Genomic DNA, 14634 nt, shown 5'->3' with positions numbered 1-14634 from the left:
GGCGCGCGTACGGGGATCGGCTTGGCACCCGCGCGGGTGGCGGTGGAGGATACGGGGGTGTCAGCGGAGGCGGGGCCCGCGGCGACCGGGGGCCGAGACGAGCACGTCCGGCGCGTCCGGCTCCCCGCAGACCGGCGTACGCCGGCCGCGGCGCGGGCCCTCGTGCGGTCCGTCCTCACCGAGGCCCACCTGGACCAACTGGCCAACGAGGCCATGCTGCTCACCACCGAACTCTCCACCAACGCGGTGGAGCACGCCCGCACCGAACTGGACGTCGAGGTGGTCGCCGACCCGGTCGGGATCACCGTCACCGTGTCCGATTTCGCCGCCGGCCCGGTGGAGGAGCTGACCGTCGGGGTCCGCAACGACGCCACCGACATCGACGAGGTCTCCGAGCGCGGCCGGGGGCTGCTGCTGGTCGACCACTTCGCCAGCCGCTGGGGCACCACCTACCTACCCACCGGCAAGGGGGTGTGGTTCCGCCTGGACCTGCCCGGCCCGGCCACGGGCACCCGGCACGCGCGGGTACCCGGCGCGGCGACCGCCGGAGGCGGCGCACCGGCGACCCCGGAGAGCTCCGCGCCGAGCGCCGGGGCCATGAGCGAGCTGATGCAGACCACCCCCGACCCGTACGCCGAGGATCCGCTGCCCGACTTCGCGACCAGCCTGCTCACCCGGGTGGCGGAAATGGTCGGCGCGGCGGGCGGGGTCGTGCGGCTGGACCGGGGGGACGGGCAGGGCACCCAGGTGCTGGCCCGGTACGGCCGCCAGCCCCGGACCGGCAACGAGCTGCTCCGGGTGGCGCTGGCCGTGCACCGGCCGTACACCGGTGAACTGGTGCTGGACGCGGCACCGTCGGCGTACGCGCGACCGCTGGCCGTGCTGATGGCCGAGCGGCTCTCGCTGCACCTGGAGAACGACCGGCTGCGCCGGGCGGACGTCCGCCGGCAGGCCTGGCTGACCTTCCTCGCCGAGGCCAGCGAGCTGCTCGCGCAGTCGCTGGACGTCGAGTTGACCATGGCGCTCGTCCCCCAGCTCGTGGTGCCCCGGCTCGGGCAGTGGTGCGCGGTCCACACGACCGACGAGTGGGGCCGGCTCCGCCTCGCGGCGGCCAGCCACGCCGACGAGTCGGTGCTGCCCCAGTTGCACCAGGTGCTCGCGGAGACCGGCCCGGACTCGGTCCAGGCCCGGCTGCGCGAGGCGTCGCGCAACGGCACCCAGATGCCGCTCGGCGCGCCGATGGAGGGCTTCGCCGTCCCGTTGATCGCGCGGGGCCAGCGGCTGGGCACCCTGGCCGTCGGCCGGCACCAGCGGCACCGGCACGACCCGGACGAGGTCGCGGTGCTGGAGGACGTCGCCCGGCGGGCGGCGCTGGCGATCGAGAACGCCCGGATCCACGCCGAGCGCCGGCGCGTCGCGCACACCCTCCAGCAGTCGCTGCTGCCGCCGGTGCTGCCCGTGGTCGAGAGCATCGGCTTCGCCGCCGAGTACGTCCCGACCGGCGGCGACGTCGACGTCGGCGGCGACTTCTACGACGTGGTGCCCCTGCCGGACGGCCGCTGGCTGGTGGTGATCGGCGACGTCTCGGGCAAGGGGGTGCAGGCGGCGACGGTCACCGGCCTGGTCCGCGACGTCATCCGGGTGCTGGTGGGCGACGGCAAGCCGCTGCCGGAGGCGCTGGCCCGGGTCAACGAGACGCTGCTCGAGCGGGGCGGCGGGCGCTACTGCACGCTGGCCCTGGCGGCGGTCGGCCCCGGCGACGGCGACCGGCTCGACGTCTCCCTGCACCTCGCCGGCCACGACCGGCCGGTGCTGCTGCCCGCCGGCGGCGGGGCGCGCTTCGTCGGCACCGGCGGCACCGCGCTCGGCCTGCTCGACTCGATCGCCTCCCCGACGGCCGAGGTGCCGCTCGCCCCGGGGGACTCGCTGGTCTTCTACACCGACGGGGTCACCGAGCGACGGCGCGGCCGGGAGCTGTTCGGCACCGACCGGCTGCGCGACGCCGCCGCCCCGCTGGCCGGCTACCCGGCCGACGTGATCGCGGCCCGGCTCCGCTCGACGGCGATCGGCTTCTCGGCCGAGGCGCCCCGCGACGACATCGCCATCCTGGTGCTCCGCAACGACGCGACCTGAGCAGCGGCGGCCGGGCCGGCACGGGTCGTGCCACCGTCGACGCGACGGGCCGGCGCGCCGCGAGCGGGCCGGAGGAGCGCGGCGGCGGGCACCGGTGCGCACGGCCTGGCGAGCAGGCGGACCGGCCGGCGCCACCGGACGAGTTCGCTAGGTTGACCGCATGTCGAGCACCGTCCATGCATCCGCCGAGCGTCCGCCGCTGCTGCGCAGCACCGTCGCCGCCCAGTCGGCGCTCACCGCCGCCTTCGTCGTCGTCCTCGCGCTCTGGGTCGGCCGGATGGCCGCCGCCGGGGTCGGCCCCGAGGAGATGCGCAGCGGGGCGTACGACCCGAAGGACGTGGTGCCGTTCGGCCTGAGCGGAGCGAACCCCCTCATCTGGCTGTACGGCGCGGTGTCGCTGCTCTACCTCGCCGGCCTGGTCGCCGGGCCGCTGCTGGCGGTCCACGCCGTGGTCCTGCTGGTCCGGGACCGGTCGGCCATGTCCCGCCGCACGTGGCGGGTGCTGCTCGCCCTGACCGTGGCCGCGGTGGTCGTGGCCGCGAGCCGTTTCACGCCGGTCGGCGCCGACCTGCACCGATGGTGGATGGACTGAGCCGCGCGCGACCCCGGCCGCGCCGCCCTCCCGCCCCGCTCGCGCCGGGAGCTGGCCGGAGCGGTCAGAGGCCGCCCGGGAGGCGGCCCGGAGCGAGGCGACGGTGGGGATCTAGGTGCTCCTTGGCCGCGCGCAACCGGGCCAGCCCGGCCAGCTCGCCCCACAGGTCGACGGCCCGCCGGACGGCCGCCGGCGCGGAGACCACCACGCACCGGCCCTGCCGGGCGAGGAGCACGCCCCGGACGGCGGCCAGGATCGACGCGACCCGGTCGGGGGACATGGCAGCGGGCAGGGCCGCGTGCACCACGCCGAGACCGGCGGAGCCGCGCACCGGGACGGGGCCGCCGGCGGCGTCCCGCAGCGCGTAGACGGCGGCGTGCAGGTCGGCGATCGGCACCTCGATACGCAGCGCCGTGTCGCCCGGGCCGAACGGATAGCGCCGCCACCACTCGGGCGCGGCGTGGCTGGCGGCCGAGCCCGGGCCGAGGAGCGCGACGAGCCGGTCGGCGCGCTCGGCGACGTCCGCCGGGCCGCCCTCCAGCAGCACCACCAGCCGACCGGCGCCGGCCGGGCCGCCGCGGACGCGCCCCGCCATGGAGGGGTGCGCGGCCATCGCGGCGGCCCGGCTGCCCTGGCGCGGCCGGGGTCCCGCGCCGGCCGGCAGGTCCAGCTCGACCGCCGCCGGGTCGAGGCGCGCGGCGAGCACGGTGCGGACCAGGTCGTGCACCTCCAGCGGGGTCCACACCGGTCGGCTGACCCAGATCCGGCCGGCCGGGACGGCCTGCACCCGCAGGGTCGCGGAGACCAGCACGCCGAGCGCACCCTGCGAGCCGCAGAGCAGCCGGGCCAGCTCCAGCCCGGCCGCGCCGCCCCCGGCGTCGACGAGCTCGCCGTCGGCGTCGAGGTAGCGCACCCGGACGAGCTGGTCGCAGGGGCTGCCGTGGCGGTGCCGCAGCGGTCCCGCCTCGCCGGCGGCGAGCACGCCGCCGAGGGTGGCCCCGGGCGAGGGGGCGTCGAGCGCCAGGCGCTGCCCGGTGCGGTCCAGAGTGGCCTGCACCGCGCGCAGCGGGGTGCCCGCCCCGACCTCGGTGGTGGGCGCGCCGACCGGCTCGTGCCCGATCCCGGCGAGCCGGCCGGTGTCGAGCATGATGTCGACCCGGTCGGGGGCGGCACCCCAGTCGATCTTCGTGCCGGCGCCGCGTGGCACCACCGTCAGGTCGTGCCGGGCGGCGAGCCGCAGCACCTCGGCCGCCGCGTGCGGACCGCCCGGGACGGCCACCCAGCGGGCCGGGCGGCCGGCCACCTCGTCGGCCGGGCCGGCGAAGCGGGCGAACGGCGGGCCGCAGATCTCCGTCAACCGCCGCGTGATGTCGAGGGCTCCGGGCCGGTCGGTGGAACTCGCTGCAGCCGCCATGCCGGCCATCGTACACATGTTCGAAAGACGGGGCGGCGGGTCGCCGACGAGGCCGCGCGTCGGACGGTGCGCGGCCGGTAACGTGACGCCGTGACCACCGAGACCCCCGTGCCCACGGCGAAGCGGGTGCCCAGCGAGCGCACCCACCACGGCGACACCGTCGTCGACGAGTACGCCTGGCTCACCGCCAAGGACGACCCGGAGACGATCGCCTACCTGACCGCCGAGAACGCGTACACCGAGGCCCGGACGGCGCACCTCGAAGGGCTGCGCGCCGACCTGTTCGAGGAGATCCGCCGGCGCACCCAGGAGACCGACCTGTCGGTGCCCGGCCGCAAGGGCGGCTACTGGTACTACACCAGGACGGTCGAGGGCCAGCAGTACGGCGTGCAGTGCCGCCGGGCGGTCCGCGACGGCGAGACCGAGCCCCCGGTCAGCGCGGACGGCGCGCCCCTCGACGGCGAGGAGGTGCTGCTCGACGGCAACCTGCTCGCCGAGGGGCACGACTTCTTCGCGCTCGGCGCGTTCGACGTCAGCCCGGACGGGCGGTGGCTGGCCTACTCCACGGACTTCTCCGGCGACGAGCGGTTCACGCTGCGGGTCAAGGACCTCTCCACCGGCGAACTGCTGCCCGACGAGGTGCCCGACACGTTCTACGGCACCGCCTGGTCCACCGACGCCTCCGTGCTGTTCTACGTGACGGTGGACGAGACGTGGCGCCCCGACCGGGTCTGGCGGCACACCCTGGGCACGGCGTCCACCGAGGACGTGGTGGTCTACCAGGAGGACGACGAGCGGTTCTGGGTCGGCGTGGAGCTGAGCCGCTCGGAGCGGTTCGTCCTCATCGACGTGCACAGCAAGATCACCAGCGAGGTGCTGGTGATCCCGGCCGGCAACCCGACCGGCGCGCCGGCGTCCGTGGCGCCCCGGCGGCAGGGCGTCGAATACACCGTCGAGCACCACGGGCACCGCTTCCTGATCCTGCACAACGACGGCGCGGAGGACTTCGCGCTGGCGTACACCTCGGCGGACGCGCCCGGCGACTGGGTGCCGCTCATCGAGCACTCGCCCGGCACCCGGCTGGAGGCCGTCGACGCCTTCGCCGACCACCTGGTCGTCTCGCTGCGCACCAACGGGCTGACCGGGCTGCGGGTGCTGCCCGTGGGTGGCGGCGACGCCTTCGACATCGACTTCCCGGAGCCGCTCTACAGCGTCGGCCTGCACGACAACCCGGAGTACCGCACCGGGCAGATCCGGCTCCGCTACGCCTCGCTGGTCACCCCCGACTCGGTCTACGACTACGACCTGGTCACCCGGCAGATGGTGCTGCGCCGGCAGAAGCCGGTGAAGCCCGGGCCGGACGGGCGGGCGTACGACCCGGCCGACTACGAGCAGCACCGCGACTGGGCGCTCGCCGACGACGGGACCCGGGTGCCGGTCTCGCTGGTCTGCCGGGCCGGCACGCCGAAGGACGGCTCCGCCCCCTGCGTGATCTACGGCTACGGCTCGTACGAGGCGAGCATGGACCCGTGGTTCTCCGTCGCCCGGCTCTCCCTGCTGGACCGGGGCGTCATCTTCGCCGTCGCGCACACCCGGGGCGGCGGCGAGCTGGGCCGCAGCTGGTACGACCAGGGCAAGCTGCTGGCCAAGAAGAACACGTTCACCGACTTCGTGGCCTGCGCCCGGCACCTGGTCAAGGCGGGCTGGACGACCAGCGACCGGCTCGTGGCCCGGGGCGCCTCGGCCGGCGGGCTGCTGATGGGGGCGGTCGCCAACATCGCCCCGGACGCGTTCGCCGGGATCGTCGCGCAGGTGCCCTTCGTGGACGCGCTCACCTCGATCCTCGACCCGTCGCTGCCGCTGACCGTCACCGAGTGGGAGGAGTGGGGCAACCCGCTGGCCGACCCGGAGGTCTACGCGTACATGAAGTCCTACACGCCGTACGAGAACGTGCGGGCCGTGGACTATCCGGCGATCCTCGCGGTGACCAGCCTCAACGACACCCGCGTGCTCTACCACGAGCCGGCGAAGTGGATCGCCCGGCTGCGGGCGGTCGCCCCGCAGGGCGACTACCTGCTGAAGACCGAGATGGGCGCCGGCCACGGCGGCCCCAGCGGCCGTTACGACTCCTGGCGCGAGGAGGCGTTCGTCAACGCCTGGATCCTCGACCGCCTCGGCCGCGCCTGAACGGGGCCGGGGAGGGCCCGCACCGACGAGGGCCCTCCCCGGCGCCCGCTCAGCGCAGGACGCCCGCAAGCACCGCCGGGTCGACGTTGCCGCCGGTGACCACGGCGACCGTACGGCCGGGCGGCAGCTCGGCGGCGCGGAACAGCCGGGCGGCCACGGCCACCGCGCCGCTCGGCTCCACGACCAGGCGGGCGTCGGTGACCAGCCGGCCCATCGCGGCGCGGATCTCCTCCTCGGTCACGGTGACGATGCGGTCGAGCCGGGCCCGCAGGTGGGCGAGGGTCAGCTCGGACGGCGGCAGGCGCAGCCCGTCGGCCATCGTCCGGTAGGTCCGCTCCTCGCCCCACACCACCACCGACCCGGCCGCCAGCGACTCCCGCGCGTCGGCGGCGAGTTCCGGCTCGACGCCGATCACCGTCGCCGCCGGGCGCAGGGCGGTGACCGCGGTCGCGACGCCGGAGGAGAGCCCGCCGCCGCCCACGGGCACCAGCACCACGTCGACGTCGGGCAGGTCCTCGACGATCTCCAGCCCGACCGTGCCCTGCCCGGCGATGACGCGCCGGTCGTCGAAGGGCGGCACCAGCACCGCACCCGTCGTCGCGGCGATCCGCTCCGCCGCCGGCCCGCGTTGCGGGGGCGGCACCAGCAGCACCTCGACGCCCAGCGCCCGGATCCGGTCCACCTTCGCGGCCGGGGCGCCCTCGGGCACCACGATCCGGCACGGCACGCCGGCCGCGCGGGCCGCGTACGCCAGGGCCAGGCCGTGGTTGCCGGAGGAGTGGGTGACCACGCCGCGCGCCCGCTCCTCGGGCGTCAGCCGGGCGACCGCGTGGGTCGCGCCGCGCAGCTTGAAGGACCCCACCGGTTGCAGGCTCTCCGGCTTGAGCCACAGCTCCGGATCCCACCCGGTGCGCAGCAGCGGGGTACGCGACACGGTGCCCGCGATGTCGGCGGCGGCGGTTCGGACGTCGTCGATCGAGACCAGCTCCATCGGCCCATCCTGCCCGATGGCGCGGCCGGTCAGTCGAGGCAGAACTCGTTGCCCTCGGGATCCGCCATCACGATGTGGCCGGCACCGAGCGGTGGCTCGGGCTCGTGGCGCCGCAGCCGGGTGGCGCCCAGGGACACGAGCCGCTCGGCCTCCGCCTCCAGGGCCGCCATCCGCGCGTCACCCTCGAGCCCGGGGGCGGCCCGCACGTCGAGGTGTACGCGGTTCTTGGCCTGCTTTCCCTCCGGCACCCGTTGGAAGAACAGCCGTGGCCGGGAGCCCTCGGGGTCGACCAGCCCCGAGGCGTCGTTGCGGTTCCCGGGTGGCACGCCCATCGCCTCCAGTGCCTGCTCCCACGTCTCGAAGCCTCCGGGCGGGGCCTGCAACCGGTAGCCGAGGACATCGGCCCAGAACGCCGCCAGCCCGGCCGGGTCGGCGCAGTCGAAAGTGATCTGGACGTCGCGTGCCATCTCAGTTCGCCTCCTGTCGGGTCTGCCCATGAGTGTGCAGGTGGAGGTCGCGCAGCAGGCACACTTCGGACAGATGGTGGATCATCTCGCGGTTGACGTGCAGCACCAGCTCCGCCAGGGAACGCTCGGCGTACGGCCCCTCGGCCTCCCCGCAGCGCCGGGCGAGGCCGCTCTCGCCGAGGGACTCGACCCCGGCCTGCCACGCGGCATACTCCGTGCCGAGTTGGTCGAGCGCCTCGGTCGCGGTCGCGGCGTACTCGAACGACTCGTAGTCGGTGGGCACGCGACCGAAGTGCGTGGCGTTGCGCATCGCGAGCACGCCGACGATCACGTGCCCGAGTCGCCAGGCGATCGTCGTGAACGGTGCCGGGTCGGGTGTCGGCATCGCGAAGTCGATGGTCATCGCGCCGGCCCCCGCCTGCACCGGCGCGGTACCGGTGCCGCGCGGGCGCACGTTCCAGCAGCCGCCCACCGGCTCCCAGAAGTACTCGTCGTCGGTGAGCCCGTCGAGGCGGTCGCGCAACTGGTTGGCCCAGTGCCAGGCGAGCTGGTCACGGAGAAGGGGGTTCCAGGTCTGGTCGGTCATGGCCCCAGCCTCCCGTAGATAGCGGACAGGATCGTTCCGTTATCCGTGCAACGATGAGCGGGTGACTGTGGAGGCGACGACCGAGCGGGTGCTGCGCCTGCTGGCGCTGTTGCAGCGGCGGCCGTCCTGGACCGCCACCGAGCTGGCCGCCGAGCTGGGGGTCACCGACCGCTGCGTACGCCGCGACGTGGAGCGGCTGCGCGCGATCGGCTACCCCGTGCACGCGACGGCGGGCGTCGGCGGCGGCTACCAGCTCGGCGCGGGCACCCGGCTACCGCCGCTGCTCCTCGACGACGAGGAGGCGATCGCGACGGCGGTCTCCCTGCGGTTGGCGTCGGGAGGCACGGTCGCCGGGGCGGGCGAGGCGGCCCTGCGGGCCCTCACGAAGCTCGACCAGGTGATGCCGGCCCGGCTGCGCGCCGAGGTGCGGGCGGTGCACGGCGCCACCGCGACCCTCGTCGGCCCCGGGGTCGAGATCGACGGGGAGCTGCTGGTGACGCTCGCGCGGGCCTGCCGCGACGCCGTACGGGTCCGGTTCCGGTACGCCGGCCGCGACGGCGGGGAGCACGAGCGGACGGTCGAGCCGGTGCGGATGGTCACGACCGGCCGCCGCTGGTACCTCATGGCCTGGGACGTCGACCGCGCCGACTGGCGCACCTTCCGGCTGGACCGGATGTGCGAGGTGGCGGCGACGACCTGGCGCTTCCAGGCCAGGGAGCATCCGGATCCGGTCGCCTACGTGCAGCGGTCCGTGACCGGGGCGCCGTACCGCCATCTCGCCCGGGTGCGGGTGCGCGCCCACCCCGACCAGGTGCGGAAGCTGGTGCCGCCCCAGGTGGGGCGCGTCGAGGACGATCGCGACGGGTGGTGCGTGCTCGCCATCGGCGGGGACGACCTGGACTGGCTGGCCATGCACGCGGCCCGGCTGGGCTTCGAGGCGGAGGTGCTGGAGCCTCCGGAGCTGCGGGAGTCCGTCGTCCTGCTCGCCCGCCGCCTCGCGGCGATGGCCGGCACCGGCTGACCCGCAGCGCCTAGACTGCCCGGGTGACCGGGGCCGGCGAAGTGGACGACGACGAGCCGACCGGGGGCGTACCGGCGTCGGGGTGGCGGGCGGCGGCGCGCGACCGGCGCGTCTGGGCGATCCTCGCGGTGGTCGCGTTCCTGCTGGTGTGCTGCTGTTCCGCCGCCGCCGGGACGCTGCTCGCGCTCTCGGCCGGCCTGTTCGCCGCCTGACGCGGCACGGGGCCCTCCCCCGGCTCAGGTCACCCGCAGTTCCTCGACCGCCGTGCTCGCGCGCAGGAAGAGCAGGCCGACGCCGACCGTCGCCAGCACCCCCGCCAGGGCGCCGGCCCCGAGCAGGGCCAGCTGTTCCAGCGGTACGTCGGGCGGCACGGTCACGTCCGGCATCGCCACGACCCGGGTGTGGCGCGCCCGGGTGGCGGGGTCGGCGCAGAGCTGCGCGGTGGCGTCGCAGACCTCGTCGTAGTGCTCTGCGGTCGGCGTGCGGAAGAGCCCCCGGGCCAGCAGCAGGCCCACGGCGAGCGCGACGGCCACCGCCGGCACGGCGGGCGTCAGCGACTGCCAGGCGATGGACCGGCCGAGCGTGGGCCGGGGCACCCCGGTGGCCACCAGGGCCGCGTAGGCGCGCCGCCGGGCGGTGATCCCCTCCACCATCGCGACGACCAGCCCACCGGCGGCGACCAGCATGGCCACCGCCACCGCCAGGTCCACCAGGTCCATGGTCCGCAGGTAGAAGCCGTCGTCGCCGGCCAGTCCGCCGCCGGTCCGCCGGCTCAGCTCGCCCGCCGCGACGAAGTACTCCCGCAGCCCGGCCGCGCCCGCGCCGAGGAGCACCGCCGCCAGCAGTGCGGCGAAGGTGCGGCTGCCCGCCCACGGGTCGGCCGTCAACCGGCGGGCGGCGAGCAACGCGGCCGGCCCCCGGGCGTAGCGGTGCAGCATCCGCCCGGCCGTCCAGGAGATCCAGCCGGTGCCGACGACCACCCCGATCATCGCTGCCAGCCCGCCACTGACCAGCAGCGCCGGCACCAGCCACGACGGCGGGTCGGTGGCGCGCCGGTCGTAGAGGCGGGTGACCGGTTCGACGGCGACGAAGGCGGCCAGCCCGGCGCCGATGAGGACGCCCGCCCAGGGTCGGGGGCCGCGTTCCCGGCGGTGCGTACGCAGCACGCCGAACGGGGTGGTGCTCACCCGGCGCAGCATCAGCGCGGTGGCCAGTGCCGCCACGACCGGCAGCCCCGCCAGCACCGCCACCAGCGCGCCCGGGGCGGGCAGCACGTCGGTGGGGAGCGCGAGGCGTCCCTGCGCGTCCGGCCGGTCGAGCAGCTCCCGGCCGACGAAGTGGACCGACGCGCCGGCCAGGGTGCCGAGCAGGCTCGCCAGGCCGGCCTCCAGCACGGCGATCCGGGTCACCTGGCCCGGGGTGGCGCCCGCGAGCCGGAACGCGGCCAGCCGGCGGTCCCGCGCCGGGGCACCGAGCCGGGCGCACTGCCCGGCCAGCGCCAAGACGGGAATCAACAGCAGCAGCAGGGCGAAGGCGGTGCCGCCCCGCAGCCCCGGCTCGACGAGCAGCTGGTTGGCGTACTGGTGGGACCAGCGGTTGCCGTTGTCGGCGGTGGCGGGCGGGGTGGGAATGGCCAGCACGGTGAGCGCGGCCAGGGCGGCGAGGGTGGCCAGGGCGGCGCTGAGCGCGGTCAGCACCACCCGGACGGTGTCGGTGCGGGTGCCGGCCAGGGCGAGGCGTACCAGCGTCGACGGCCTCACCGGCGGCTGCCCGGCAGCGGGGTGTCGAGGCCGAGCCCGGTCTGGTCGACCATGCCGTCGCGGAGGATGACCTCGCGGTCGGCGTACGCGGCGATCTGCGGCTCGTGGGTGACCAGGACGACCGTGGTCTTCTGCTCGCGGGCGAGCCGGACCAGTTGCACGAGCACCTGCTCACCGGCGAGTGTGTCCAGCGCACCGGTCGGCTCGTCGGCGAAGAGCACCCGGGGCTCGGTGACCAGGGCCCGCGCCATCGCGCAGCGCTGCTGCTGCCCGCCGGACATCTCGCCCGGCCGGACGTCGGCCAGCTCCGCCACGCCGAGCCGCTCCATCCAGGACAGCGCCGCCGTCCGCGCCTCCCGTCGCCGGGTGCCGGCGAGGAGCAGCGGGAGGGCGACGTTCTCGGCGGCGGTCAACTCGGCGACGAGCTGGCCGAACTGGAGGAGCACCCCGAACTCGGTGCGCCGCAGCCTGGACCGTGCCGCCTCGGACCAGGTGTCGATCCGGTGTCCGTTCCAGCTCACCTCGCCGGTGTCGGGGCGCAGGATGCCGGCGAGGCAGTGCAGGAGGGTGGACTTGCCGCAGCCGCTCGGGCCGGTGACGGCGACGATCTCCCCCTCGGCGACGTCGACGGTGACGCCGCGCAGCGCGGGTGTCCGCCCGTAGGCCTTGACCACGCCGCGAGCCTGAAGTTGCGTCACGAGTGCACCTCCCGGTGCCAGTCGGCGACGCGGCCCAGGGTGGTCTGCAACCACCGCAGGTCGGCGTCGAGATGGGCGATGGCGAAGTCGGCCGCGACGATGTCGTCGAGGCTGGCCGAGGGCGCCGTCTTCACCGCGGTCAGCTCGCGCAGTCGCTCGGTGTGGGCCTGCCGCTGGGCGACGAGGTAGGCCCGGGCCCGGTCCGCATCGCCCACCAGCAGCGCCACGACCACCTTGGTGAAGAGCGTGCTGGCGACGTACGGCATCGGTGGCTCGACCTCGGCGAGCCACCGCTGGAGGGCGGCCCGGCCGTCGGCGGTCAGCGAGTACGCGGTGCGGTCGGGACCGCCCTCGCGTTCCTGCCCGGCGGGTGCCACCAGGCCGTCCCGCTGCAACCGGCCGAGGGTCGAGTAGACCTGCCCGAAGGCCAGCGGCTTGGCGCGGGGCAGGCGCTCGTCGTGGGCGCGCTTCAGCTCGTAGCCGTGCCGGTTGCCGGCGGCCAGCAGGCCCAGCAACACGTGCGGGGTGGACACCGCGTCACTATTCACCCGGTGAATAGTGACTGTCAAGGAGGCCCGCGCGGCGGGGGTGCCGCGCGGGCCTGGTGGCGCTTCGAGCTCAGGCGCCCGCCGACCAGCCCGGGTCCCGGCCGGTCAGGGCGAGCAGACGGTCGATCTCCGGGGCGTCCGACGACGACGTCCCCACCGGCTCCGCGAAGACGCCCTGCTTCCGGGCCGCCGGCCCCATCTGCTCGCACAGGGCGTACAGCGGGGGCAGCGCCTCCGGCGCGGGGCGGTACGGCTGCCCGGTGGCGACGGCCAGGTCCCAGGCGTGCACCGTCAGGTCGAGCAGCACCATGGTGCCGACCGTCTCCTGCGGCAGCCCCATCCCGGGCGAGACGCCCTCCAGCGCGGCCGGGTCCGACCACGCCTCGACCAGTTTCGCGGTCTCCGCCTCGAACCGGTCCCGCCAGCCCTCGGCCAGGTGGTCGGGCTTCTCCGCCCACTCCGGTTGCCCCCTGCCGGCGAGGACCTGGAAGTTGACCACCACGTCGTAGAGGTGGTTGAGCAGGTCGCGCACGGCGTAGTCGCTGCACGGGGTCGGCAGGTCCAGTTGGTCGTCCGAGACGCCCCGGACCACCGCGACGGCACGGGGTGCCGCGGCTGCGAGCAGATCACCAGTCTTCGTGGCCATGCGCTCAGGGTACGAGGGTGGCCCCGCCGTCGCCGCCCCGCGCGGGGCCGGCTCAGTTGCGGCGGAGGGCCACCACGGCGACGTCGTCGTGGATCTCCGGCGGAGCCAGCTCGACCAGGAGCCGTTCGCAGAACCGGTCCAGGTCGTCGTCGACCCGGGTCGCGGCCACGGCCAGGGCGGCCAGCCCGTCGTCGATGGTGGTGTCCCGCCGCTCGATCAGCCCGTCGGTGTAGAACACCAGCGTCGCCCCGGCCGGCAGCACGAACTCCAGGTCGGGCGGCCGGGGCGCGCGGACGCCGAGCAGCGGGGCCGAGTGCTGCACGAACTCCACCTTGCCGTCGAGGCTGAGCGCCGGCGGCAGGTGCCCGGCGCTGGCCAGCCGCACCCGGCCGCTGGGCGGGTGCAGCAGCAGCACGCAGATCGTGGCCAGCTCGTCGGGGAGCAGGGTGCGCATGAGTTCGTTGACCCGGTGCAGGATCTCGCCCGGCTGGTGCCCCTCCACCGCGTACGCCCGCACCGCGTGCCGCAGCTCGGCCATCACCGTCGCGGCGTGCAGCGAGTGACCGGCCACGTCGCCGATCGCCAGCAGCAGGTGGCCGTCGAGCATCACCAGCTCGTAGAAGTCGCCCCCCACCTCGGTCTGCGCGCTCGCCGGCTCGTAGCGCACGGCCAGGTCGAGCCCGTTGACCTGCGGTATCCGGCGCGGCAGCAGGCTGCGCTGGAGGGTGACCGCGATGCGGTGCTCCTCGTCGAAGGAGCGCTGCGCCTCCACGGCCGCCGCCACGGCCTGGGCGAGCTGCCGCAGCACGGGGGTGTGGGCGGTCTGCGTGGCGGTGGGCACGACGACGTAGAGCGGCGCCCGGTCCTCGCGCAGCCGGGTGGCGGCCACCGTGACCGTGTCGTCCGCCGGCCACCCGACCAGGCCCCAGGCGGCCGGATCGTCCACCCGGACCGTCGTCCCGGTCGGCACCCCGGTGTCGTCGACGATCCACCCGACGATCGTGGCCGTGCTGTCGGGCCCGTCCGCGATCCCCGCGAGGCAGTCGCCGTCGAACGTCTCGGCGACCACGGCGGCCGGGCTCCTGAAGATCCGCGCGGCGCCGGCCGCCGCCGCCTCCAGCAGCCGCGCGAAGTTCGGCGCGGAGTGCACCGCCATGGTGGTGTCGGCCAGGCCGAGGAGCCGTTCGGCGAGCAGTTCCGCGCGCTGCCGGGCCCGGTAGTAGCGCAGCACCGCGTGGGAGGTGGCGACCAGTTCCTCCGGCTCGATCGGCTCCGCCAGGTACGCGTCCGCACCCCGGGTCAGCCCCTGCGCCCGGTCCACCACGTCCACCGCGTGCGCGGACACGTGGATCACCGGCATCGCCGGGTGCGCCGCCTTGATCCGCTCGCAGACCTCGAAGCCGTTCAGGTCGGGCAGCCGCACGTCGAGCACCACGAGGTCGATCGGATCCACCCCGACCCGGGCCAGCGCCTCGGCGCCGTTCTCGGCCTCCAGCACCCCGAAGCCCGCCCGGGACAGCCAGCTCACCAGCAGATAGCGCTTGGTGGGGCTGTCGTCGACCACCAGTACCGTCGCCGGACCGCCCTCCAC

Annotated in this window: 14 protein-coding genes; 5 read left to right on the top strand and 9 right to left on the bottom strand. The window is 75.6% G+C overall.

The genetic code is table 11. The features are described from left to right. Positions 1–57: 57 nt before the first annotated feature. Positions 58–2133, top strand: coding sequence for a SpoIIE family protein phosphatase (locus ACN27A_RS23610; RefSeq protein WP_421456867.1), 2076 nt, complete (start codon positions 58–60; stop codon positions 2131–2133). A gap of 160 nt (positions 2134–2293) precedes the next feature. Further along, complete coding sequence (locus tag ACN27A_RS23605) at positions 2294–2725, top strand: hypothetical protein (RefSeq protein WP_421456866.1); 432 nt, start codon at positions 2294–2296, stop codon at positions 2723–2725. Between the two features lie 64 nt (positions 2726–2789). On the opposite strand, the gene ACN27A_RS23600 is transcribed toward ACN27A_RS23605, so the two are convergent. Beyond that, positions 2790–4139, bottom strand: coding sequence for an FAD-binding oxidoreductase (locus ACN27A_RS23600; protein ID WP_421456865.1), 1350 nt, complete (start codon positions 4137–4139; stop codon positions 2790–2792). Between the two features lie 90 nt (positions 4140–4229). Between ACN27A_RS23600 and ACN27A_RS23595 the strand changes: the two genes are divergently transcribed. Then, positions 4230–6326 carry a S9 family peptidase gene (locus tag ACN27A_RS23595; protein WP_421456864.1) on the top strand — a complete coding sequence of 699 codons (2097 nt, stop codon included), beginning with the start codon at positions 4230–4232 and terminating at the stop codon, positions 6324–6326. Between the two features lie 49 nt (positions 6327–6375). Here the strand turns inward: ACN27A_RS23595 and ACN27A_RS23590 are convergent, their stop codons facing one another. Genes ACN27A_RS23590 through ACN27A_RS23580 form a run of 3 tightly spaced genes read right to left on the bottom strand, consistent with a single transcriptional unit; the run spans position 6376 to position 8370 of the window. After that, entirely contained in the window at positions 6376–7317 is a 942-nt protein-coding gene (locus ACN27A_RS23590) for a threonine ammonia-lyase (protein WP_421456863.1), read from the bottom strand. 29 nt (positions 7318–7346) lie between these two features. After that, positions 7347–7784, bottom strand: a complete 438-nt coding sequence (locus ACN27A_RS23585; protein WP_421456862.1) for a VOC family protein — start codon at positions 7782–7784, stop codon at positions 7347–7349. Position 7785: 1 nt separating this feature from the next. Next, positions 7786–8370, bottom strand: coding sequence for a DinB family protein (locus tag ACN27A_RS23580; RefSeq protein ID WP_421456861.1), 585 nt, complete (start codon positions 8368–8370; stop codon positions 7786–7788). Between the two features lie 61 nt (positions 8371–8431). On the opposite strand from ACN27A_RS23580, the gene ACN27A_RS23575 reads away from it, so the two are divergent. After that, a complete protein-coding gene (locus ACN27A_RS23575) occupies positions 8432–9391 on the top strand; it encodes a helix-turn-helix transcriptional regulator (RefSeq protein ID WP_421456860.1) in 960 nt (319 codons plus the stop codon). Between the two features lie 23 nt (positions 9392–9414). After that, positions 9415–9603, top strand: a complete 189-nt coding sequence (locus ACN27A_RS23570; protein WP_132232240.1) for a hypothetical protein — start codon at positions 9415–9417, stop codon at positions 9601–9603. Positions 9604–9627: 24 nt separating this feature from the next. Here the strand turns inward: ACN27A_RS23570 and ACN27A_RS23565 are convergent, their stop codons facing one another. The 5 genes from ACN27A_RS23565 to ACN27A_RS23545 form a co-directional block, all read right to left on the bottom strand. After that, positions 9628–11151, bottom strand: a complete 1524-nt coding sequence (locus ACN27A_RS23565) for an FtsX-like permease family protein (RefSeq protein WP_421456859.1) — start codon at positions 11149–11151, stop codon at positions 9628–9630. Continuing rightward, positions 11148–11849: an ABC transporter ATP-binding protein gene (locus ACN27A_RS23560; RefSeq protein WP_421456858.1), complete on the bottom strand. Its 702-nt coding sequence runs from the start codon at positions 11847–11849 to the stop codon at positions 11148–11150. The genes ACN27A_RS23565 and ACN27A_RS23560 overlap by 4 nt, the downstream gene beginning before the upstream one ends. Then, on the bottom strand, positions 11846–12382 hold the full coding sequence (locus tag ACN27A_RS23555) for a PadR family transcriptional regulator (RefSeq protein WP_421458574.1): 537 nt from the start codon (positions 12380–12382) through the stop codon (positions 11846–11848). The genes ACN27A_RS23560 and ACN27A_RS23555 overlap by 4 nt, the downstream gene beginning before the upstream one ends. An 85-nt stretch (positions 12383–12467) precedes the next feature. Then, complete coding sequence (locus tag ACN27A_RS23550) at positions 12468–13043, bottom strand: TIGR03086 family metal-binding protein (protein WP_421456857.1); 576 nt, start codon at positions 13041–13043, stop codon at positions 12468–12470. Between the two features lie 52 nt (positions 13044–13095). Next, on the bottom strand, positions 13096–14634 hold the full coding sequence (locus ACN27A_RS23545; protein WP_421456856.1) for a SpoIIE family protein phosphatase: 1539 nt from the start codon (positions 14632–14634) through the stop codon (positions 13096–13098).

It is taken from the genome of Micromonospora sp. WMMD737, assembly GCF_049179055.1.
Classification (GTDB): domain Bacteria; phylum Actinomycetota; class Actinomycetes; order Mycobacteriales; family Micromonosporaceae; genus Micromonospora; species Micromonospora reichwaldensis.
Note: the sequence above shows the minus strand (reverse complement) of the source record. Positions and strands in the feature narration are given on the sequence as shown.

Excerpts from the sequence above, each read along its gene's own strand:
- ACN27A_RS23605 (WP_421456866.1), top strand. The coding sequence starts at position 2,294 with ATGTCGAGCACCGTCCATGCATCCGCCGAGCGTCCGCCGCTGCTGCGC.
- ACN27A_RS23600 (WP_421456865.1), bottom strand. The coding sequence starts at position 4,139 with ATGGCGGCTGCAGCGAGTTCCACCGACCGGCCCGGAGCCCTCGACATC.
- ACN27A_RS23590 (WP_421456863.1), bottom strand. The coding sequence starts at position 7,317 with ATGGAGCTGGTCTCGATCGACGACGTCCGAACCGCCGCCGCCGACATC.
- ACN27A_RS23585 (WP_421456862.1), bottom strand. The coding sequence starts at position 7,784 with ATGGCACGCGACGTCCAGATCACTTTCGACTGCGCCGACCCGGCCGGG.
- ACN27A_RS23580 (WP_421456861.1), bottom strand. The coding sequence starts at position 8,370 with ATGACCGACCAGACCTGGAACCCCCTTCTCCGTGACCAGCTCGCCTGG.
- ACN27A_RS23550 (WP_421456857.1), bottom strand. The coding sequence starts at position 13,043 with ATGGCCACGAAGACTGGTGATCTGCTCGCAGCCGCGGCACCCCGTGCC.